Annotated in this window: 18 protein-coding genes; 15 read left to right on the forward strand and 3 right to left on the reverse strand. The window is 57.6% G+C overall.

Annotated features, from left to right (window positions below; all coding sequences use genetic code 11):
* Nucleotides 1–75 precede the first annotated feature (75 nt).
* Both PR017_RS27625 and PR017_RS27630 read right to left on the reverse strand, forming a co-directional pair.
* Nucleotides 76–321, reverse strand: coding sequence for a hypothetical protein (locus PR017_RS27625; RefSeq protein ID WP_133255564.1), 246 nt, complete (start codon nucleotides 319–321; stop codon nucleotides 76–78).
* 231 nt (nucleotides 322–552) lie between these two features.
* The gene (locus PR017_RS27630; RefSeq protein WP_133255563.1) at nucleotides 553–1,437 is read right to left on the reverse strand and encodes an aldose 1-epimerase; all 885 of its coding nucleotides are present in this window, start codon (nucleotides 1,435–1,437) and stop codon (nucleotides 553–555) included.
* Between the two features lie 774 nt (nucleotides 1,438–2,211).
* On the opposite strand from PR017_RS27630, the gene PR017_RS27635 reads away from it, so the two are divergent.
* From PR017_RS27635 to pglB, 7 genes are all read left to right on the forward strand, one after another.
* A complete protein-coding gene (locus PR017_RS27635; protein ID WP_111218420.1) occupies nucleotides 2,212–3,513 on the forward strand; it encodes an ABC transporter substrate-binding protein in 1,302 nt (433 codons plus the stop codon).
* A gap of 66 nt (nucleotides 3,514–3,579) precedes the next feature.
* Nucleotides 3,580–4,518 (forward strand): carbohydrate ABC transporter permease, encoded by a 939-nt coding sequence (locus PR017_RS27640; protein ID WP_111218419.1) that lies wholly within the window; start codon nucleotides 3,580–3,582, stop codon nucleotides 4,516–4,518.
* An 11-nt stretch (nucleotides 4,519–4,529) separates the two neighbouring features.
* A complete protein-coding gene (locus PR017_RS27645) occupies nucleotides 4,530–5,369 on the forward strand; it encodes a carbohydrate ABC transporter permease (protein WP_111218417.1) in 840 nt (279 codons plus the stop codon).
* A gap of 40 nt (nucleotides 5,370–5,409) precedes the next feature.
* Nucleotides 5,410–6,504, forward strand: coding sequence for an ABC transporter ATP-binding protein (locus PR017_RS27650; RefSeq protein WP_111218415.1), 1,095 nt, complete (start codon nucleotides 5,410–5,412; stop codon nucleotides 6,502–6,504).
* A 31-nt stretch (nucleotides 6,505–6,535) separates the two neighbouring features.
* Nucleotides 6,536–7,459, forward strand: coding sequence for an SMP-30/gluconolactonase/LRE family protein (locus PR017_RS27655; RefSeq protein WP_111218413.1), 924 nt, complete (start codon nucleotides 6,536–6,538; stop codon nucleotides 7,457–7,459).
* A gap of 60 nt (nucleotides 7,460–7,519) precedes the next feature.
* Nucleotides 7,520–8,491 (forward strand): mannonate dehydratase, encoded by a 972-nt coding sequence (locus PR017_RS27660; RefSeq protein WP_111218411.1) that lies wholly within the window; start codon nucleotides 7,520–7,522, stop codon nucleotides 8,489–8,491.
* Between the two features lie 69 nt (nucleotides 8,492–8,560).
* Nucleotides 8,561–9,928, forward strand: coding sequence for a polygalacturonase PglB (pglB, locus tag PR017_RS27665; RefSeq protein WP_111218409.1), 1,368 nt, complete (start codon nucleotides 8,561–8,563; stop codon nucleotides 9,926–9,928).
* A gap of 39 nt (nucleotides 9,929–9,967) precedes the next feature.
* Here the strand turns inward: pglB and PR017_RS27670 are convergent, their stop codons facing one another.
* A complete protein-coding gene (locus PR017_RS27670; RefSeq protein WP_111218407.1) occupies nucleotides 9,968–10,237 on the reverse strand; it encodes a hypothetical protein in 270 nt (89 codons plus the stop codon).
* A gap of 255 nt (nucleotides 10,238–10,492) precedes the next feature.
* Here PR017_RS27670 and PR017_RS27675 point away from each other — a divergent pair, with 255 nt between their 5' ends.
* From PR017_RS27675 to PR017_RS27710, 8 genes are all read left to right on the forward strand, one after another.
* Nucleotides 10,493–13,087, forward strand: coding sequence for a bifunctional diguanylate cyclase/phosphodiesterase (locus tag PR017_RS27675; RefSeq protein WP_111218405.1), 2,595 nt, complete (start codon nucleotides 10,493–10,495; stop codon nucleotides 13,085–13,087).
* 36 nt (nucleotides 13,088–13,123) lie between these two features.
* Nucleotides 13,124–14,368, forward strand: coding sequence for a type III PLP-dependent enzyme domain-containing protein (locus tag PR017_RS27680; protein ID WP_111218403.1), 1,245 nt, complete (start codon nucleotides 13,124–13,126; stop codon nucleotides 14,366–14,368).
* A 21-nt stretch (nucleotides 14,369–14,389) separates the two neighbouring features.
* Nucleotides 14,390–15,508: a DMT family transporter gene (locus PR017_RS27685; RefSeq protein ID WP_111218401.1), complete on the forward strand. Its 1,119-nt coding sequence runs from the start codon at nucleotides 14,390–14,392 to the stop codon at nucleotides 15,506–15,508.
* Between the two features lie 211 nt (nucleotides 15,509–15,719).
* Entirely contained in the window at nucleotides 15,720–17,363 is a 1,644-nt protein-coding gene (locus PR017_RS27690; RefSeq protein ID WP_161959311.1) for an ABC transporter ATP-binding protein, read from the forward strand.
* 286 nt (nucleotides 17,364–17,649) lie between these two features.
* Nucleotides 17,650–18,135: a MarR family winged helix-turn-helix transcriptional regulator gene (locus PR017_RS27695; RefSeq protein WP_111218695.1), complete on the forward strand. Its 486-nt coding sequence runs from the start codon at nucleotides 17,650–17,652 to the stop codon at nucleotides 18,133–18,135.
* Between the two features lie 23 nt (nucleotides 18,136–18,158).
* A complete protein-coding gene (locus PR017_RS27700) occupies nucleotides 18,159–18,857 on the forward strand; it encodes an SDR family NAD(P)-dependent oxidoreductase (RefSeq protein WP_111218399.1) in 699 nt (232 codons plus the stop codon).
* A 1-nt stretch (nucleotide 18,858) separates the two neighbouring features.
* The gene (locus PR017_RS27705) at nucleotides 18,859–20,190 is read left to right on the forward strand and encodes an NAD(P)/FAD-dependent oxidoreductase (RefSeq protein WP_111218397.1); all 1,332 of its coding nucleotides are present in this window, start codon (nucleotides 18,859–18,861) and stop codon (nucleotides 20,188–20,190) included.
* A gap of 82 nt (nucleotides 20,191–20,272) precedes the next feature.
* Nucleotides 20,273–21,949, forward strand: coding sequence for a peptide ABC transporter substrate-binding protein (locus tag PR017_RS27710; protein WP_111218395.1), 1,677 nt, complete (start codon nucleotides 20,273–20,275; stop codon nucleotides 21,947–21,949).
* Nucleotides 21,950–21,952 lie beyond the last annotated feature (3 nt).

Genomic DNA, 21,952 nt, shown 5'->3' on the forward strand with positions numbered 1-21,952 from the left:
GGAAACCTAGACGCGTCCTGTCGGTTCCATGCGTGCGTGCAAAGGGGCGCAGACCACGACCGAGCTTCGGCACGCTCAGGCTCGGGATACGTCAGCAAGCGCAATAAAGAGATGCTTGGCCGGCATGGTGTTATAACGGCCGCCAAGGCCGCAGACGATGCCTTTGATAACGAGCACATGGTAGTGGTGACCGGCATCCGTGCCGTAGAAACGGGTCGGAGCAATGGCGCCTGTCGGCTGCTTCTTGGCACGGACTGCTTCATAGGCGGCGTTGATGGACGTGACAATGTGCGAACCCGGTGAGACCTCCAAGGTTTGCAATAGCGGACGACCTTCGTCTATTCCGGTACTGGCTTGCCGTTCAGGCCCTGAAACGTTCTTCCAGCCTGCGCAATTCGCGATAGAGATCGGCGAGCACGCCCTCCCGCACTAGGCGCACCGCCTCGCCTCAAATTCCTTGGTAAAATTCTTCTGTTTCGGCATTTTCGGTTTCCTCTCAGTTGAAGAAAACCTCTCCACTTTCCGATGCCAGTCCATGGGGGCCCATGTGGCTTAAATCTGAAATGCCTGCATTGTCATGTATCCTTTCAATGTCTCGTGCGGTGACAAAACGGTCATCGCCGCGGCGGCGCCGAGTTCGGGACGATTGATCGCATCGGGAGCATGGCTCACGGGCTCGGCGCAAAAAACCGAACGATTTTCCGGCAGGTAGACATGAAGATGCCTCAAGGCGCCGCCTGCGCTGAGATCGACGGCCATTCGCCTGGAAGGCCATTCAATGCGCGCTTTCTTCGGGTTCCAGCCGGTAAAACACCGATCAATCGACCCGGTTCGCTCCAGTGGCTGCGGCGATGCCTCGTCGAAGGCAGGCTGCGGCTCCAGATCATAAACAGGTAGGCCAAGGTCATCCTGACGATAGGCTCCAGTCGACCTGAAAGTAAGTGTCGTTCCCGTCGGCCTGGGAAACCAGGGATGGAGACCGAAGCCGAAGGGCAGCGGCGAAGCTCCGAGGTTCTGCAGTTCAAGTACGATTGTAATACCAGCGGGAGATAAGGACATGTTCTGGGTGATTGAAAAATGCCACGGATAGCCAACGGCCTCCGGCTTGCAGCCGATAAGGACGGCATCGGTGCTTTGCCTTAACACCTGCCAGTCAAAATCCCGGGCAAAACCATGACACGCCATGTTCGACCGGGGGCGGTTCATCGGAAATTGGACGTCCTCGCCCTCAAAGCAAAAACGACCGCCATGTATGCGATTTGCGAATGGAGCCATCAGGAAGCACCCAGCGTTCATCGCATCCTGTGGCCGCTCAAGCGGCTCAAGAATCGTTAGCCACTTTCCGTTTCGATTCTTCCAGTCCGCGCGCAGCACAGTTCCGCCGTATTCGGGCGAGACAACCATTCGGTATCCAAACGCATTCAGTTCCAATGCCATGACGGCTCCCTTCGTTGCCGAGCCAGCCTCGAAAATCTCGGTGACTTTCGCCAAGCCGATGGAAAGATAGCGTGAAACGCGGCGCACCACGCTAAGCCAAGAGCACTGATTCCAGCGTCGAGATATCTTAGCTTATAATATGTATATGGATGAATTTTGCAAAGACATCATACAACAATCTAACCTGTCGCAAACCCAGATTGTGCCTGTACTCCCGTGGCGGCTAGGCCGCCCATCGAAACCCATGGCCCAGCCTGGCCATGTCGAGGCCGGATCTCAATATCTGCCACTTTTCAAGGGTTGCAAGGCGGGGTGAAGAAGTCGCTGCATAGCTGGGGAATGTAGCGCATGTAAGAAATCGGCCAAGGCCGCGCTCGACTGTTGTCCTCAATTTAGAGTTTTAGATCAATGTCATGACACTCGCGTCCAATAGCGCCACGCCGGTCCGCACAAGAGTTCGTGGCCCCGGCGATGAAGGTATCACGGGCAATTTTCTTATCGCAGCATCGAAGCAGATGCGGCTTCGGACAATGCTGAATGGCCGCTGTCCGGCATCTCCGTATCCCAGGGCAGGCGCCTCCTGCGGAACAGCGCGATGCTGTGTCAACCGCTCTGCAGGTGGCAAAAATATCGGGAAGATAATCATTCTCGCGAGCTCTCTAACATTGATGCCATACAAATTCCTTGTGTCGTTTTGTAAATTTCTTTAAGTCGTATGGTGAGTTTGCGACGTTCTCCTCGAAACTTTACCGAGGCGAGATGCGGGAGGTTTGAATGCCAGGGAAATATCTTAAGGCACTGCTCTTCGGATGCACCGTCTTCTACGCCGTGATCGGTGACGCCGAGGCGCAGTCGATCAGCGTCTGGTCCAGGCAGACCGATGAATCGCTCAGTGTGCTGAAAGCCCTGACCGATGCCTTCACTGCGGATACCGGTATCAAGGTAGAGACGTTCAACACCGGCACCGACTTCGAGCAGCGCCTAGCGCGTGCTGCGGCTGGTCGTACTCTCCCGGACGTCGTCCTCAACGATACCACTGCCATGGGCCAGATGCGGCAGATGGGCATCCTCAAGCAGGTCGATCTGACCAAAATTACCGGCAGTCAGGATGTCGCCGCTGCCGCTTGGGATGGCGCCAAGGCAAGCGATGGCCAGTTCTATTCGGTGCCGATTTCGGCGCAGTCGTTTGCCATGTTCATCCGCAAGGACTGGCGCGAAAAGTTGCACATGCCGCAGCCAAAGACGTGGGATGACGTCCGCAAGCTGGCTGAGGCCTTCACCACGCAGGATCCCGACGGCAATGGCAAGGCAGACACGTTTGGCATGGCGATCCCCGGATCGACTACGCGCGGGTATGCCAGCTGGTTCATCAGCAGCTTCATCTGGCAAGCCGGCGGCAACTTCGTAAAGCAGGCGCCAGATGGGTTCATTCCGACGCTCAATACACCGCAGGTGGCGAAGGCGCTGACATTCGTGCGCGGCATGATTTGTGACAAAATCGCTCAGCCTGGTGCCATCAATGCTAACACTGGCGACACCCTGCAGACTTTCCGGTCCGGGCAGACCGGTATTTTCATTTCCGGCCCATACCACATTCCGCAGCTCGATGCGGAGCCCGGGAAGGACGTTGTCGAGGTGGTGATGTTGCCCGCAGGGCCTGGTGGAATTGCGTCCCTAGCCGAAGGCACCAGCGCATATATGCTGAAAAGCGTAAAGGACGAGGACGCGGCCAACAAGTTCCTGGCCTTCCTCATCTCGCCGAAAGGCCAGGAGATCGCAATGGCGCAGGGTTCCGGTCGCACGCCCATCGTAAGGCTTCCGGTCAACACCAAGGTCGATGTCAATGCGGTGCGCAAGGACCCGCGCTGGATGGTGTTCAAGGAAACGTTCGACAAATATGCCCACTACATGCCGCCGGTGCCGAACTGGACGGCGCTCCGTACGCTCACCGGTGAAGGCTTCAACGGGATATTGGCGAAGTGCAATGCCGATGTGCCGACAGAACTTGAAGCTTTGAACAAGCAGGTCGCGACGGAATTGAGCGGGCAAAATGCCCTGTCCGCTTCCAAACAATAAAACACTTTCCCTTGCGCAGGCTGCAACGGCCAAAGCGCGGGGATCGAGCCCTTCCGTGAGGTGAACATGTCCGCTACGCTGCAGACCTCCGCTGTCGCGCAAGACGCGCGCAAAATCGCGCCGCGCCGCCGTGAGAGACGACGCCTACTTTCATCACTGACTCCGTGGCTGTTCCTGGCGCCTGCGCTGATCGTCTTTGCGTGGTTCAAGTTTTATCCGATGGTGTCGGGCTTTGCGATGTCGTTCTACGACGTTCAGTTCTATTCCGAGAGTAAATGGGTCGGACTCAACAATTTCTACCGTGCGTTCCACGACCTTGCCCTGCGGGAAGCTCTCATTCACACGACGATCTATGTGGTTGTGGCAACGCTGGCGTCATCACTGATCGCATTCTTCATGGCCCTGGTGCTGGAAGGCCCTGCAGGTCATCTCGCCTTTATCCGCACCGCGATCTTCTTGCCCGCCATCACCAGTGTCGCCATCATCGCGGAAATCTGGCGCATCCTGTTCAATTCGGCCGATTATGGGTTGGCAAATTCCTTTTTGCACCTGATCGGTGTCGCCCCGCAGGGATTTCTCAGTGATCCGGACCAGGCACTCTGGGTGTTAATCCTGATGAGCATCTGGAAGAGCGCTCCCTACGACATGGTCATTTTCATTGCCGGATTGGTCGGCGTGAACCGTGAGCTCTACGACGCAGCAAGCGTCGACGGCGCCAGCGCATGGCGCAAGCTCTGGCATGTGACGCTGCCAGGCATCATCCCATCGATCTCGGTGGTGCTGATGCTGTCTTTCATCCGCGGCTTCCGGGTCTTTGCCGAGGTCTATGCCACGACCGGCGGCGGTCCCGCCGGCTCCACCTCAACGATAATGACGCATATATACAGGGTTGGCTTTGAAGACCTGAACTACGGTTACGCCTCGGCCGTCTCGCTCATGCTGCTGGTGTTCACCGTCCTGCTGACCCTGCTGCATCTGAAAATCAAATCCAAGCTCACCGCTTAACGAGGCAGTCGATGAAAACCCCTGTTTTGCTTAGTCTGGTTCGGTACGCGCTCTATGCGATCCTGATAATCGTTTTCGTCTTCCCCTTCTGGGGTGCGCTGGTCACCGCCTTTAGCGGCGTCAGTCTCAAGCCAGGAGAATTGACGTTGATCCCGCAGAAGCCGACGCTCGAGAATTTCCGCATTGCCTTCTTCGATATGAAAGTCTGGCGCTACCTGACGAATTCGGTGATCGTCGTGGTCGTCGGAACGGCGCTTCAGCTCATGGTCAGCGCGCTTGCCGCCTATGCTCTGGCCCGCAAGAAATTCCGCGGAGCAGCGGTCGTCAGCCTTCTCCTGCTGTGCACGCTGATGCTACCGGAAGAGGTTATCGCCATTCCGCTTTACCTTGTGATGCAGAAAGAGCTGCCGATCGTCCACGTATCCATCTACAACACTTACTTCGCGATGATCCTGCCCGTCGTCGGCTGGGCCTTCTCGATTTTCATGCTGACAGAGTTCATGCGGGCCATTCCTCTTGAACTGGAAGAGGCAGCGCGCATCGACGGTGCAAGCGAATGGCAGATCTTTTTCCGCGTCATCCTGCCCTTGGTACGCCCAGCGCTAGGAACCGTTCTGATCTTCGGCTTCATCATGATCTGGGACCAGTATTTGCTGCCATTGATCGCGGTGAACGACAAGGACCTGATGACACTTCCCGTAGCACTGGCATCGCTGCGCGTGGATGACACGATCACGCCGAACATCCTCGTCGCCGCAACGCTCGTTGCAATGGCGCCCAGCGTCATCGTCTACCTCCTGCTTCAGAGGCAATTCAATCGCGGCATCCTGGCTGGTGCGGTCAAAGGCTAACCGTGCGCAGGGGCGTCGAAATCATTTAGGAGGAAAAAATATGGGTGCGGTTTCCCTCAGGAACGTTTCCAAGTCGTTTGGTGCCGTGGACGTCATCAAGGATGTGTCCATAGATATCGCGGCCGGCGAATTCTGCGTGCTGATCGGACCGAGCGGCTCGGGAAAGTCGACGTTGCTGCGCATCATTGCAGGGCTCGAGGAGGCAAGCAGCGGCACGATAGAAATCGGCGACCGGGACGTGACGGATCTGGAGCCGAAACAGCGCGATATCGCCATGGTGTTCCAGAGCTATGCACTCTATCCGCAGATGACGGTGCGCGAGAACATGAGCTTTGCGCTGCGCCTTGCGAGGCGTCCGAAGGAGGAGATCAGGCAGAAAATCGATGAGGTTGCGCAGATGCTTGACCTCGGAAAACTGCTGGATCGGCTGCCGAAGGAACTTTCGGGTGGTCAGCGCCAGCGGGTTGCCATGGGCCGGGCCATCGTCCGCAATCCAGCTGTCTTTCTCTTCGACGAGCCGCTGTCGAACCTCGACGCCAAGCTGCGGAGCCAGGTTCGCGGTGAAATCCGCGACCTGCACCATAAGTCGAACACCACCTCCGTCTACGTGACGCACGATCAGGTGGAGGCGATGACCATGGGGCAGAAGATCGTCGTGCTGCGGGACGGACGGGTCGAGCAGTCGGGAACCCCGCTCGAGCTTTACGATCTGCCGGACAGCATATTCGTCGCAAGCTTCATCGGTTCTCCGGCAATCAACCTGATAAAGGCCAGGGTCAGCAACGACGCGAAAAGCTTGCTGCTCCCCAATGGCCAAAGTCATCTGCCCATTCCGGGAAATTACTCCGACGCCGGCGGGCGCGATGTCGTGGTCGGCGTCAGGCCGGAATACCTGGAGATCGTTCAGCCAGGCACCGACGGTGCTCTGCCGGCCACCGTCCACGCCGTCGAGACGACCGGCTCCGATACGACCGTCATCTGCGACAGCCCCGTTGGCCAGATCCTTGTATCCTCCAAGAGCCGCAGTCATCTGCATATGGGTGACGACGTTGGCTTGAGCATCGCCAACGGCAAGGCCGTGCTATTCGACAGCCAGACCGAACGTCGCCTTGTGCCCCAGGCGTCGGCCGCATAGGGGCGGGTTCCATGAAACGGATTGAAGCAGCATGACAACTCATGGCCTGCCTGTTTACGTGGCTGAGCGGGTTGCCCGGCCGGGCTGCACCATCGCCGAAACGCCCGTCTGGGAGCCGGAAGAGGCGCGGGTGACGTGGGTCGATGCACCGGGTTCCACGCTCTACCGGATGACCTATCCCGACGCCGCGGTGGAGCGGATTGATCTGTCGCTGCGGGTGGGCGCCCTCGCCTTGCGCCAAGGGGGCGGCTTCATCGCTTCGACGGAACGCGGCTTTGCGACCCTCGACATCATCGACGGAAAGGCAAAATTCGAATTTGGCAAAGGGCCGGATCTGGCGCCGGATTGGCGGATGAACGATGGCGCCTGTGATCGCCAGGGACGGTTCTGGTCCGGCTCGATGGCGCCCGTCACGTCAGCTCCTGGGGCGTTTGGCACGCTTTTCAGCATCGGAGAGCAGAGCGAGGTCGTCGAAAGAGGCGGGCAATTCCGTTCTCAGAATGGTCTTGCCTGGAGCCCGGACGGCCGGACGATGTACGTCTCGGACTCCAATCCTCTCAAATCATACGTCACGGTCCACGACTTCGACCCCGATAGCGGCAACTTCTCAAAAGGGCGGCTGTTCGCAGACACCACGTCGCTTGGCGGCCGACCTGACGGTGCCGCGATCGATGTCGACGGTTGCTACTGGATCGCCGCGAGCGATGGTGGTCGCGTGGTACGCATGACGCCTCAGGGACGAGTGGACGCAGAAATCCGCCTTGATGTTCCCAACCCGACGAACATCTGCTTCATCGGCGAGGACTTGAGAACCGCGTTCCTGACTACGCTTAGGGCAGGCGGAGTAGGGCAAGGCGGCGACGTCTACATCGTGCGCCTTCCCTACCAGGGACTGGCCGAACCCCGCTATCGGCCTGGGTCGCCCAGCGCCATATCCGACACGCCGCCGGGATAACCCTGCCGTTCCTCAGGCAAGCCCGCCTTTACCTTTTAGATTCCAATCGGAGAAACGCAGATGTATCTCGGAACACAGATCCCGGCCCGCAATGACGACGACTACCGCGTCATGAAACAGCTCGGCGCAAGCAATATCTCGGCGACGCCACCTGGCGACTGGCGAAAATGGGATCGGCCTGTTCTCGAAGCTTTCCGCGATAAGATCGAGAGTTTTGGACTGACGCTCGACATGACACAATTGCCGATGCCATCGACCCGGGTGGACCAAGACGTTCCTTGCAAGGACATCATGCTCGCCGGTCCGGATCGCGATCAGCAGATCGATGGCATTTGCCGCCTTATAGAAAGCTGCGCCGTCGCCGGCATTCCGTCCGTGCGCTACAATTTCAACTATATCGGCATCCCGCGCACGCCGATGGAGCCAGGCCGGGGCGGCTACATGGCTGAAGCCTTTCGGCTGGATCTCGCCAATCCCGATGAGCCGACGCCCCAAGGTATCGGGACGATCGACGAGGACACTATCTGGGAGCGCGTCGATTATTTCCTGGCGCGGGTCGTGCCAGTCGCGCAGTCCGCCAATGTCCGCCTTGCTTGCCATCCACACGATCCGGCAACCCCGCCCGGCTACATGGGCGTCACTCGCGTCCTCGGTTCCGTCGAGGGAATGAAACGCTTCGTGGGGATGCACGAGAGCCCCGTTCACGGCCTGAACTTCTGCATCGGTACGCTCGGCGAGATGGTCGAGGATGTATCGCAGGTCCCCGCCATCACAAGATGGTTCGGCGAGCGGGGCAAGATCATGAACGTGCACTTCCGCAACATTGTCGGCAAGCGCTACTCCTTCCGCGAAAGCTTCCCCGAAGATGGCGACATCGACATGCCTGCCGTGATCGATGCGCTGCGTGATACCGGCTACCAATACATGGTGATGCCAGATCACGCTCCGACGCTGTCCGGAGACAACCAGCAGCAGGTCGCGTTTGCCTTTTGCTACGGCTACATCGCCGCACTGTTGCAGACGCGTTGCTGATTGACCCGGCGGTTTCGGGAACCGGGATCGCCACCGATGTTACTCCGTAGAAGCCAGCAGGTCATCCCCATGTCCACCTCCTCCCATATCCGTCTTTCGCCCCAACCGGATGAGATTACGGGGACGTTGCAATCCCTGTTCGATACCCATGAGGGACCGTTGCACATCGTGCTCGAGCCCGGCATTCATCACTGCGGCGGCCTTAGGCTACGCTCGCATCTGACGATCGAGATCGTAGACGGTGCCGAACTGCAGTTCATCCCGAACTACGATGCCTATGAGAACACCTTGGTTGCCATCGTGGCTGAGGAAAGCGACCGGGCGATGATGGCAGCGGTTGGCGCTACCGACATCGCGCTGATCGGTGGCGGGCGGATCTTTTGCGCCGGTTCGACGAAATTTTCCGTTGGGGAAGATGCCGACATGGGGACTCTGGTCGCCTCCCGCTACAGGCCGCGCATCCTCGTGCTGGATCGCTGCCGGAATATCCGCATCGAAGGGCTACACATCGACGATTCGCCAATGTGGACGATGCATTTTGCCGGATGCGAAGACATCGAGGTGAGGGGTGTCCAGGTCGACAACGACCGCCGTATGCCCAACACGGATGGCATCGTCATCGACGGTTGCCGCAACGTCCGAATCGTCGACAGTGTCTTCAGAACAGCCGACGATGGCATCGTGCTAAAGACCACCCGGCGCGAGGACGGCTCGCTGACCGGTCCATGCGAGGATGTCAGCGTCAGGAACTGCATCGTCGAAAGCCGCTCCTGCGCGCTCAAACTCGGCACCGAAAGCTTTTCCCCGTTCCGCAACATATCCTTCGAGGATGTCCGCATCGAAAAGTCGAACCGCGGGCTTGGTATCTTTTCGCGCGATGGCGGCGTGGTGGATGGCATCCGCTTCGTCCGTATCTCGATCGATTGCCACGAAACGCCGGCTGGCTTCTGGGGGTCTGGCGAGGCGATCACGATCAACGTTCTCCACCGTCGTCCGGAAGAGTTTCCAGCCGGCAACGTCAGCAATGTGCTGATCGAGGATGTCAGCGGGGTGATGCAAGGCGCCATCAACATCGTCGCCGAACAGCAGGGCGGGATCTCCAACGTCACCCTTCGCCGGATCTCGCTCGAACAGCAACCCGGGCCTTTGAAGACAGGCCTTTGCTACGATATCCGTCCGACGATCGAGGACCGTTTCGATCGCTTCCCGATTGGAGACACGAGCGCCGGCCGCGTCAACGCATGGCGCTTCGATGCCGACGGCAAGATCATCGGCCTCGTCACGTATCCGAACGGTATGCCCGGCCTTTTCGCCAGCGGCGTGATCGACCTGGTAATGGAAGACATAGAGATCGCCCGTCCCAATCCGCTACCGGAGGGCTGGAACAGCCAAACTCTTCTGCTGACCAATGTAACCAGTGTGAGCGAACGGCAATAAAGCGTCCGTTCGCCGTCAGCGTCCGGTTTGTTACCCTTGTCAGTCCATGCAGCAGACTTGCCGCGACGTATTTTCAGTTGTAGGCGACAGGCAGGACCAATCCCCTTCGATGGTCACCAGACCGTTGTGGTTTGCCTCGCTGGATATGCCCAGACGATAAAGTTTGTGCTCGGATGTCTGCACCTGCGCGACAATATCGTTCTCCCCGCACTGGAATGCCATGACGCGTCCCTGGCGCTGATAGGCTTTGCCTGCAGGCAATGCCTTGTGGCCAGCAGCCTGCAGGATATCGTTCTCGTCATCATTCATGTTGCTTTCGTCGTCGAAGCAAATCGCTCCAGATAGTATTCGGCAGCGGCTTGAATTCACTGATCGGTCAGACGAAAGGCGCCCGTAAATATCGAGGCATCCGCCAAGCTGAAGGGGATCGTCTTGGGTTTTGCGTTTGATTCAATATGTCAACGGGGAACCATATTTTTTTTAACCTAAAACTGTTGTTTCTCAACGCGTTAATATTTGATTCGCCGTCTGCATGTAGCAACCCCCTGAAGACAGGGGTGGGCGATGATTATAAAATCGGTTGGTAGCGGAATCTCCGAAAGCAACTTTTCTCAGCGAATCATTTTGTCGATGGCAAGCGTCGTGGTGGTTGCGATCGCTGTGGTTCTCGGCTGCGTTATCTTCTCTGCAGCTGGGCAAAATCGACTTGAAGTCGAAGCTTCCACAAAACTCGCAACTACGGCCTTGCAGGTAAAAGCGCGAGAGGTCGCTCGCAATCTGAAGGACTACGCCGTCTGGGACGACGTCTACAAAAACCTGCACGAGAAGATTGACACTGATTGGGCAGGAACCGACGGCAATATAGGGGCCAATGTATACACCGGACTTGGCTACGAATTGGGCTTCGTTGTCGACCCCGAGGGCAAGACAGTTTACGCCGTCGTTGAGGGCAAGCCCCAGACCGTTGATGCCTTCACGGTGATGCCGACCGGGCTGCGTGACCTCCTGCATGTGGCTTCGATACAGGCCGAACCTGTGACCGGGATGATCAAGACGGGCGATGATGTTTTTATAGTCGCCGCGACAGGGATTTTGCCCCCGACCATCGACCGCAGCAAGGTTGCTCCCAAAGATCTTTCGATGATCGTTTTTGCCAAAAAGCTTGACCACAAATTTCTGCAACACGTGGGCGACGACTATCTTCTCAACAATCTCGACTTCACCGCAACGCCGGTCGGTGCCGAGGCTTCTATTCCGCTGGTATCGCAGGATCACGTCTACCTTGGCTCCATCAAATGGGCGCCTGCAAAGCCCGGCTATCTTCTTCTCCGGTTTATTCTTCCGCCACTTGCAATCGCCCTTATCATTTTGGCTGCTTTTGCCATCTTCGTTGTCGGAAATGCGCGCAGATCTACGAAAGCGTTGGAACAGTCAGCGAAAACCGTCGAGGCTTATGCTCAGACGTTGCGAGAAAGTGAAGCACGGTTCCGTGACGTGGCTGAAGCCTCTTCTGACTGGATATGGGAAAGCGATTCCGATCTGCGGCTAATGTATTTTTCGGCACGGTTTACCGAGGTCACGGGCGTGGCTGCGACCAACGTTCTCGGCAAAACCCTGAAGCAGTTTTTCTCCAGTGACGTGCACTCGGACGGTTGGCGCAGGCTCATTGACGGCACGCAAGAGCACAGCTCGTTTCGCGATCTCAGATGCTGCTACCGAGATGCCGCCGGCCGTATCCGAATGTGCCGGCTTGCTGGCAGGCCGATCGTCTCCGAATCAGGCCAGTTTCAGGGATATAGAGGTACTGCTACCGATATTACCGAGGAAGTAGAGGCGCAGGAGCGAGCAGCCCACCTTGCCCATCACGACGCTCTCACAGGACTTCCGAATCGAGTGCTATTTCGCGATCGATTGAACGTCGCCATTGCCAGTCACCGGGAAGAAACGGCGAGAATAGCCGTGATTTGTCTCGACCTCGATCATTTCAAAGAGGTCAATGATACACTTGGCCACGGTGCTGGCGATGTTCTCCTCCAACAGCTTTCCGGGCGTCTGACAAGCTGCGTGCGTCGAAGCGACACGGTCGCCCGTCTCGGCGGCGATGAATTTGCGATCATCCAAGTCGGCGTCAATCAACCCCATGAGGCTGAGCAGCTAAGCCGTAGGCTCATCAATGCCGTCAAAGAGCCTTTTTCCATAGATGGTCAGGAATTACACATTGGCGTCAGCATCGGGATAGCAATTGCCGATCTCGCCGATGGCGATCCGGAACGCCTTTTAAAGAATGCCGATATTGCCCTCTACCGGGCCAAACAAGCTGGTCGTGCGACGTACAAAATATTCGAGCCAAAAATGGACATGGAACTTCAAGCTCGTAAGGCGCTCGAACATGATCTGCGCCAGGCTGTGCTCAAAAATGAGCTGGAAGTCCATTACCAACCGCTCATCGATCTGGAAACGCGGACTATAACGGGTGTTGAGGCACTCGTCCGTTGGCGTCATCCGACCAGAGGCCTGGTATCTCCAGCGGATTTCATTCCGCTTGCAGAAGAAACGGGCCTTATCATTCCGATCGGAGTTTGGGTTCTAGAAACGGCATGCACCCAGGCCGTAGAGTGGCCGAATTTGCGCGTCGCCGTCAACCTTTCACCTGTCCAATTCCGTAGTCGCGAACTCATCGAGACAGTGGAAGACGTTTTGCGCAGGACCGGACTGCCGGCAGAGCGTCTTGAGCTGGAAATTACCGAGAGCGTGCTGATAAACGACGCCAATGCGGCACTCAGCATTTTGAACGCCCTCAAAACGCTTGGTGTGAAAATCGCGATGGATGACTTCGGGACCGGCTACTCGTCGTTGGGTTATCTGAATTCATTCCCGTTCGACAAGATCAAGATCGACAAGTCGTTTATAGGCGACATGAACGCGCAGGAAAAGTCTGGTGCAATCGTGAGATCCGTTATCAGCCTCGGCCAGAGCCTCAATATGATCACGACGGCTGAGGGTGTCGAGACGATCGAACAAGCGAACTTCTTGACCGAAGAAGGCTGCGACCAGCTTCAAGGCTTTTATTTCAGCAAACCTGTGACAGCTGTGGAACTCAGTCGGTTTCTCGAAAACTGGACAGGCTTCGAATCTGGTCCGCTGATAGCCGCAGCCTGACACCAACCAAAATCAAAAAAAACAGGGTCTATCTCCATGAGCGTGCTTCGAGCTTCGTCCGTCATTGACGTGTCAGACACTTCTCCATGCCATCTGCAGGCGAAAATCCACGATAACCTGTCAGCATTTAATCGTCAGCGGAGACAGGAACCGCCGCTTCGGGTATTTGCCGATGTCGATGATGTCATTGCGAGGCTCCAGCCTAGCGAGCCCGTCTTTTGTCTGGAGCCCGCCAAGCTGCTAGCATCTGCCCAGAGCTTTGAAGACTTTCCTGGTCGGTCACTCTTTGCGGTCAAGTGCAATCCCCACCCTTTGGTGCTGCAAACGCTCTTTGCAGCAGGTATTACCGATTTCGACGTTGCATCGCTTGATGAAATCCGATTGGTCGATGGCATGTTTGGGATTGGCGCGGGCCAGTTTTTCAACAACCCGGCAAAGACGCGGCCTGCGATCAAGGCCGCCAGCCAGCTCCACGGAATTCGATTCTATACCGCAGATTGCATTGATGAGATTGAAAAAATTATCCACGAAGTCGGCAGCCGAGATGATTTGATCATTGCCGTCAGACTGGCTACCAAGCCCGCTGATGCACGATACATCCTTTCGACAAAGTTTGGCGCACAACCAGCGGAAGCCAAGTTGATGTTGGAGCACATCAACAAAAAGGGCATCCAGGCTGGTATATCTTTCCACGTCGGTTCTCAATGCCTTGCGCCAACCGCCTTTGCCGATGCTGTGGAATTGGCAGCCAAGGTTGCTCGATCAGCCGGCGTGGAGCTAAGCGTTCTGAATGTCGGCGGCGGCTTTCCCGCAGCCTATCCCGGTGACGATGTCGCGGGAAGAGAGGTATACTTCGGTCATCTGATGCGATCGATCAGGGAAGCTTGTCTGCCGCGGGCATGTATGGTCCTCTGCGAACCTGGGAGAGCGTTGGTTGCCGACGCGGGGAAGACGATCGTGCAGGTAGTCATGCGCCGCGGGCGCAACATTTTTATCAATGACGGCATCTTCGGGACATTGCAGGAATTGGGGCATCCCAAAGAGCGGCGTCCTGTTCGACTGATCCGCAACGGCGGGTCGTGTATTTCTAAAAACGCCGAATTCAAAGTTTATGGTCCAACATGTGACAGCAATGATGTGCTCGGCGCAGCTTTCTGTCTGCCGGATGACGTTCAGGAAGGCGACTGGATCGAAATAGCCATGATGGGTGCATATAGTCTTTCGATGCGCACGCATTTTAATGGATTTTTTACCAGCAACATCGTTTCACTTGGGAATTGAGCTGAAAGCGGAATTTCGACAATGAACGATCGTGCCGGGCGAGTGCGCGCTTCTTTGCTCGGAGCGCTCGGCGTTGTCCTGTGGGCCAGTGAAACGAGTCTCGTGACTTACACGACGGCGATCCCACCACTCGAAACGGTGGCGATCGCTTTCTTCTTTGCCAGCACCTTGTCGCCATTCGTCTGGCTGATCACAAAAAGCTCGCCATTGGTGGCCTTCAGGCAACCCCCTTCCGTTTGGCTTTTGACGGTTGGGTCGCTTGTTGCTTACCACGCCTGTATTTACTATGCGACACAAAGGGCGCCGCCTGCGTCCGCCGCCCTATTGCAGGGAACCACCCCCTTGATGATCGTCATTGGCTCGGCGCTTTTGCCAGGCGAGCGGCTCAGGTGGTTTCACATCATCGGCGTCATCATGGGGTTGGCAGGCGTGCTGCGACTTATCAATACCGGTGCTAGTGAAAGCGTTATCGACGGCAGTTTCTACCTAAGCGTCGTAGGGATTGCGGCTGCACTCTGGGGTTTATACTCGCTTGTGTCCCGAGCTCTTCCTGAAGTGCCATCCTCCGCTCTGGGAATGTTTTATATCGTGTCCGCTATCGTGTCGTTTGCCGGGCATTTGGCAATGGAAAGCTGGGTGCAGCCGACGCCGAGCGCTTTGATGGCGATGGCGGCGCTTGGAATCTTCCCAATGGGGCTGGCCATCTATTTTTGGGACTATGGGTTGAAGCGCGGAGACATTCAGGCGCTCGGTGCTTTTTCCTACGTCGAACCATTAATCGGCGCTGGGCTTGCGGCTTTTTTCGCCAATGGAGTGTTGGATCTTTCGCTGTTTTGGTCTGGACTATTGGTGGTCGGCGGGGCGGGTTGCGCGAGTGCGAGCCTCTGGCTTCGGCCGAAAATCAAAGGTTCGATCCCTGTTTTGCCTGATCTCTGCCATCATGTCAGCGACGGTTCCAACCTTCAGGAAGGCCAGCGTTGTTTCCAACCTGGCTCACACCTGGTGCCTACGGGGAACGCGAATGAGCTTCGCCTGTCATTGGCCATCCTAGAAGGAATTATCGACCAGTGGGGCGAAGAACTCGATGCAGGTTCCGGTACGGCGCCCTATGTCTCCCAAGCCGTGAGACGGGCATCGTGAAACAACACTACTATTCAGTTACTTGAATATCCGTAATGTCGCCGTGTGCCGCTGGCAAAGCTGCCCCATTCTCGGCGACGGCCGTCGGACTTGCCGTGCTATCACCAACAAGGGTGCTCAGGCGCTAGCCCGTGAAACTGCAACTCCCGACATCCGGCATCATTCTTGCATGATTCCAAGCCTTCGCGAAAATCGGAAAGGACCCGCCATCATGCAGACTGAAATCATGCGACCGGAAGCAGCCGGAGATGTTGCGCTGTCCGTCAGGCAACTGACCGTCAGTCTCCCGAAGAACATGGAGCGCGCCCATGCGGTGAGCGATATTTCCTTCGATCTGAGGTCCGGGGAAATTCTCTGCATCATCGGCGAGTCCGGGTCAGGAAAGTCGGTGACGGCCAATGCTATCATGGGGCTGTTGTCGCCGGCCATCACGGTCACCCATGGTAGCATCTGGTTCAAAGGGCAGGACCTGATCCAGGCGAATGAAAAGACTTTACGGGCGCTGCGTGGCCGCGCCGTCTCGATCATTTTTCAAGATCCGCTTTCGGCGCTCAATCCGCTGATGACGATCGGCGATCAGATCGCCGAGGTGATGGAAGCGCACAAGGTGGGGACGCCGGAAAGCCGAGCTGCCAAGGTTCTCGGTCTTCTCGATGAGGTCGGCCTTCCCGACCCGGGCCTGATTCAGCATCAGTATCCGTTCCGTCTCTCCGGCGGACAGCGCCAGCGTGTCATGATCGCCATGGCACTAGCGCTCGATCCCGACGTCTTGATCGCGGATGAGCCGACAACGGCGCTGGATGTCACGACACAGGCGCAGATTCTCGAACTGATCCGCAAGATCCAGCGCCGGAAGAACATGAGCGTGATGTTCATCACCCATGATTTCGGCGTCGTGGCAGAGATTGCCGATCGGGTGATCGTCATGGAGAAAGGACATCTTGTGGAACAGGGGGCCGCCGATGTCGTCTTGAACGCGCCCGAGCATCCCTACACCAAACGCCTCATTGCCGCCGTTCCGCGCATGACCGCGCAGGATCGGCAGGGAGCAGCGGATACGCCCGTCGTGCTTGAGGTATCTCATCTCAGCAAGACCTACCACACGTCCGGCGGGTTCTTTACCAAGGGAAGAACCGTGCGCGCCGTCAACGATGTCAGTTTTTCGATCCGCAAGGCGCGAACCCTCGGCATCGTCGGCGAATCCGGTTCCGGAAAGTCCTCGCTCGGCCGCGTTCTGCTGAAGCTGATGGCATCGGATAGCGGCCAGATCCTGTTCGACGGTCGCGATATCGCGCCGATGTCGAACGACACATTCCGCTCGATCCGGCCCTATATCCAGATGATTTTCCAGGATCCGTTTGCATCCCTCAATCCACGTCATACCATCGGCAGGGTCCTGACCGTCGGACCTGTGGCGCACGGGATGTCCATTTTGGAGGCCAAGGCGAAGGCGTTTCGGACGTTGAAGTTGGTCGGGTTGGACGAGGGCGCCTATGACAGATTCCCGCATGAATTTTCCGGCGGCCAGCGTCAGCGGATCGGCATCGCCAGGGCGCTGATGTTCGACCCTGTGCTGCTGGTGGCCGATGAAGCCGTATCGGCCCTCGACGTGTCGATCCAGGCGCAGATTCTCGAGTTACTGACGCGCATTCAGAAAGAGACAAAGGTGGCGATGATCTTCATCACCCATGATCTGAGGGTCGCGAGCCTGATCTGCGACGAGGTCGCCGTCATGTACAGGGGGGAAATCGTCGAGCACGGGCCACCCTCACAGATCTTTCGCGCGCCGGGCCACGATTATACCCGCAAGCTTGTCTCGGCAATCCCCGGTGCGGAGTGGGAACCGGCTGCCTGACGCGGCCGTGACCTGACCTGCACAGTGAGCCGTCCTGAACCCGTGTCAGGGCGGTTTTTTTGTCGTTTTGCCTCGGATGAATATATCTATCCGCCTAATAAATAGGCAGGGTGTAGCAGTGAATAAAAATTCGGCGAATACATCAAAAAATAGTTGCATTTATCCACTATCTGGCAAATCATAGTCCTCGGAAGACTACCCTTAATTATCGCCTCCCAAGATCGTAATAACTGCCCTTGTGAGAAAAGGCAGGGTGGTACCACTTTGTTTTTTAAGGCTTTTGACTGTGCCAGAACGACGAAAGACGCCACCCGTTTCGCTTGAGGACATCGATCTCGATGTGCTGGAAGATACGCTGAGCTTCTACATCCGCACGGTCAATATTGCAGTCTCGCGCGATCTGGATGAGCGCCTTGAGGGATACGATGTCGCCAAGGGGACCGGAAAGATCACCACCTTGCTCATGGTCGACAGTCATCCGGGAATTCGCCCGTCCGTGATCGCCCAACTCATTCTCAAGGATCGCTCCGCCATGGGCCGCCTTGTCGAGCAGATGGAAAGCCAGGGGCTCCTGACCCGCGAGACGTCGGTAGACGACAATCGCGCACAGGAACTTTACATCACAGGAAAGGGCGCCGAGCTGGCTGTCGAGGTGCGCGCCATCGTTACCCGGCAATCGAAAGACTTCTTCGACTTCGTGCCGGAGGGCGACCAGCAACTGCTGATGGACATTCTGCGCAGAACCTACCGGCGGATCGCCGGCCTGTCCTGATCGTTGTTTTGGAGGATTATGCCATGATGGCAGAGCGTGTAGCGTTGATATCGGGTGCCAATCGTGGCATCGGCGCGGCTGTGGCGGTTTTTCTGCACGAACAGGGATGGCGCCTGTCGCTTGGCATGCGCACACCGTCGCAGCCTGCCTGGGCCGATCCACGGCGCGTTCATGTCCAAGCCTACGATGCATTTGACGAAACTGCCGAGCAGACCTGGGTCAATGCGGCCATCGACCGTTTCGGCCGCATCGATGCCATCGTCGCCAATGCCGGGATCATGATTCCGAAATCGGTCATAGAGGCCGACGAGGTGGACATCGACGCGATGCTTGCTGTCAACGTCAAGGCGCCGCGCCGGCTTGCCCGGGCTGCATGGCCGGCTCTTAGCGAGAGTGGCTGGGGCAGGGTGATTATTCTCGGTTCGTTGTCCGGCAAGCGCGTGAAGTCGGCCGGTGCCGGTTCGTATTCGATCTCCAAGTTTGCAGCTGTTGCCCTTGCCCACGGCATCCGCCATGCGGGCTTCGATCTCGGCATCCGCGCTACCGCCGTCTGCCCGGGTTTTGTTGCCACAGACATGGCGCTAAGTATCAGCGATCGCATCGCCGAAACGATGACCGACCCGCGTGATCTTGCCCGCATCATATCCATGCTGCTGGACCTGCCGAACGAGGCCAGTGTCGCCGAATTCAACATCAATTGCCAGCTCGAGGAATCCTACTGAAATGCCCGGACCCTATGTCGTTCCCGTCCACGGCGATGCCGACCTGCCTGCCGAAGTGGATGTCGTCGTTATCGGCGGCGGCATCATCGGCACGTCCACTGCGCTCGAACTTGCCGAGCGCGGCCTGCGCGTTGCCCTTTGCGAAAAGGGGGGCATCGGTCACGAGCAGTCGAGCCGCAACTGGGGCTGGGTGCGTATTTCCAGGCGAGATCCGCGCGAAGTGCCGCTGATGGCGGAAGCCCTGCGGCTGTGGAGCAATCTCGACCAGAGGATTGGTCGTTCCACAGGCTACAAACGTGCTGGCATCCTGTTCACCTGCGCCAGCGATCAGGAGTTTGCCGATCACGAGCGCTGGAACCGCAACCTCGAAGGTTACCAGCTTGACTCCAGGATGCTGAGTGCCGGAGAATTCCGGTCGATGTTCCCGAATGCGGATATGAACATCAAGGGTGCGCTCTACACCTCCGCAGACGGACGTGCCGAACCGCAGGTCGCAGCCCCCGCGGTTGCCGAAGCCGCCCGCGACAAGGGAGCGACGATCCTGACGGAATGCGCAGTGCGCGGCATCGAAACGTCCGGCGGGCGGATCTCCGGCGTTGTGACCGAGCGTGGCCCGATCGCATGTTCGGCAGTGGTGCTTGCCGGCGGGGCATGGTCCAGCCTGTTTTCCGGAAATTTTGGGATCGACCTGCCGCAGTTGAAGGTGATGAACTCGGTCCTGCGGACAAAGCCGCTGGAAGGTGGGCCGGAGCAGGCTATCTGGTCGCAGGGTTTTGCCGTGCGCAAGCGGCAGGATGGCGGCTATACGATTGCCTCCGGACACGAGAACGTCGTCGATATCGTGCCGAAATCCTTCCGCTATGCCCGCGACTTCATGCCTGCCTTTGGAAAGGAATGGCGCTCGCTCAAATTCCGGCTGGGCGGGCGCTTCCTCGACGAGGCCCGTATCCCCAATCGCTGGGCCATGGATGAGGCAAGCCCGTTCGAATACAATCGCGTGCTTGACCCGAAGCCCGCCAATAAGCTTTCCGATCTGGCGCTGGCCAACCTCAAGAAGGCATTTCCGGTCTTCGAAAAGGCAGAGATTGCCCAGCGTTGGGCGGGCTATATCGATGTGACGCCGGATGCCGTCCCGGTAATCTCAGCGGTCGATCAGATCCCCGGCTTCCATATCGCGACCGGTTTTTCCGGCCATGGCTTCGGCATCGGTCCTGCCGCAGGCAAGTTAATGGCCGACATCGTTACCAGCCGAACGCCGGTGGTCGATCCCAGGGATTTTCGCTTTTCCCGCTTTTCCGACGGTTCGAAGATCGAGCTGATCAGCGGTTTCTAATTCTGCCCGGCAAAGAAGGCAGATGACATGACGTGCCGAAAAACAAAGTGGAACAGTGACTGAAAATCAAAGGGGAAAGCCGATGTCTGACGAAACCAAGCCTGCAGTTTTCAACCCGACGCGCCGCCAGGCGCTCACCATGATGGCTTTGGCCGGTGCATCCGGCTTGATCATGCCCGGCCTTCTCGGCCGAGACCAGGCCCTTGCCGCGACGCCGCCGGCAAAGCCGACCGGCCAGATGATCGTCGGCTTTTCACAGGAACCGACCGTCTTCAATCCACATATGCTGCATATCGAAGTCGACGAAGGTATCCATTTCAGCCTGTTCGACCCGCTTTTCGCCATTGATCCCCAAGGCAAGTTCACGCCAGCGCTGGCCGTCGAGGTTCCCAGCGTCGAAAATGGCGGCATCTCTGCCGATGGGCTTTCCTGGAAGGTCAAGCTGCGCGACGATGTCAAGTGGCATGACGGGTCGCCTTTCACTGCCGAAGACGTCAAGTTCACATTGGAACTGATGGTCGATCCAGCGTTTCTCAGCTGGCGCAAGACCGGCCATGAATTGGTACGGGACCTGACTGTCGTCTCGCCGACCGAAATTACGTGGAAGATGGAAAAGCCGTTCGCACCTTATCCCTCGATCCTCGCCTCGACCTTCATAGTGCCCAAGCACATCCTCGGCGCAGAGAAGGACAAGAATACCGCACCGTTCAACCATGCGCCCGTCGGCACCGGTCCGTTCAAGTGGGTGGAGCGGGTCCCAGGCGATCATATCACCCTTGAAGCCAATACCGGCTATTTCGGTGACGGCCCCTACCTCGAACGCATCATCTACAAATACATTCCTGACCTGACGGTTCTCTACACCCAGTTCAAGACCGGCGATATCGACGTCGCGGGCCTGCAGTGGATCACGCCGGATCACTATGAAGAAGCCAAGGCGCTGGATGGCAAGACCGTGCTCGTCGTGCCGGGCTCGACAGTCGAATCGGTAACCTTCAACATGGAGAGGCCCCAGTTCAAGGATCTCGCGGTCCGACAGGCGCTCTATCATGCGCTGGACAAGGCGACGATCATCGACACGCTCTATTATGGCCTGCCGACACCCACTGAAAGCTATATGCCGCAGCAAACTTTCTATGCCAATCCGGATCTGCCCAAGCATGAATACGATCCCGAAAAGGCCAAGAAACTTCTGGACGATGCAGGCTGGGTGCCCGGCAGCGACGGCATCCGCGCTAAGAACGGCGTCAAGCTTTCCTTCTCGAATTCGACCACGGCCGGCAATCATATCCGCGAACAGGTGCAGCAGTTCATGCAGCAGTCCTTCAAGGATCTCGGCATAGAGATGACGATCTCCAATCTGCCACCCGCCGTCATGTGGGGCGAATACTGGACCAGTTCGAAGTTCGACAGCGTCGTTGTCGGGCTCGACTTCCTGACAGGCGCCGATCCCGATACGTCTGACTATTTCAAGTCGACATCGATCGTTGCCAAAGGCGGCTCTGGCCAGAACACCTGGCAATATGCCAATCCCGAGGTCGACAAGCTGCTGACCGAGGGCGGCCAGACGTTCGTGCCGGAGGACCGCAAGAAGATCTACCTTAAGATCCAGGACATCATACGCGCCGATCTGCCGTTGCTGCCCATCTTCCAGTACGCCACGGTCCGTGGCTACAAGAAGGGCGCCGAGGGTATCGCCTACAACGTCAACGTCCGTATCGACAGCTGGAACCCGGGGAGCTGGTACTGGGCGTCCTGACGC

This window comes from Rhizobium tumorigenes, assembly GCF_003240565.2.
Classification (GTDB): domain Bacteria; phylum Pseudomonadota; class Alphaproteobacteria; order Rhizobiales; family Rhizobiaceae; genus Rhizobium; species Rhizobium tumorigenes.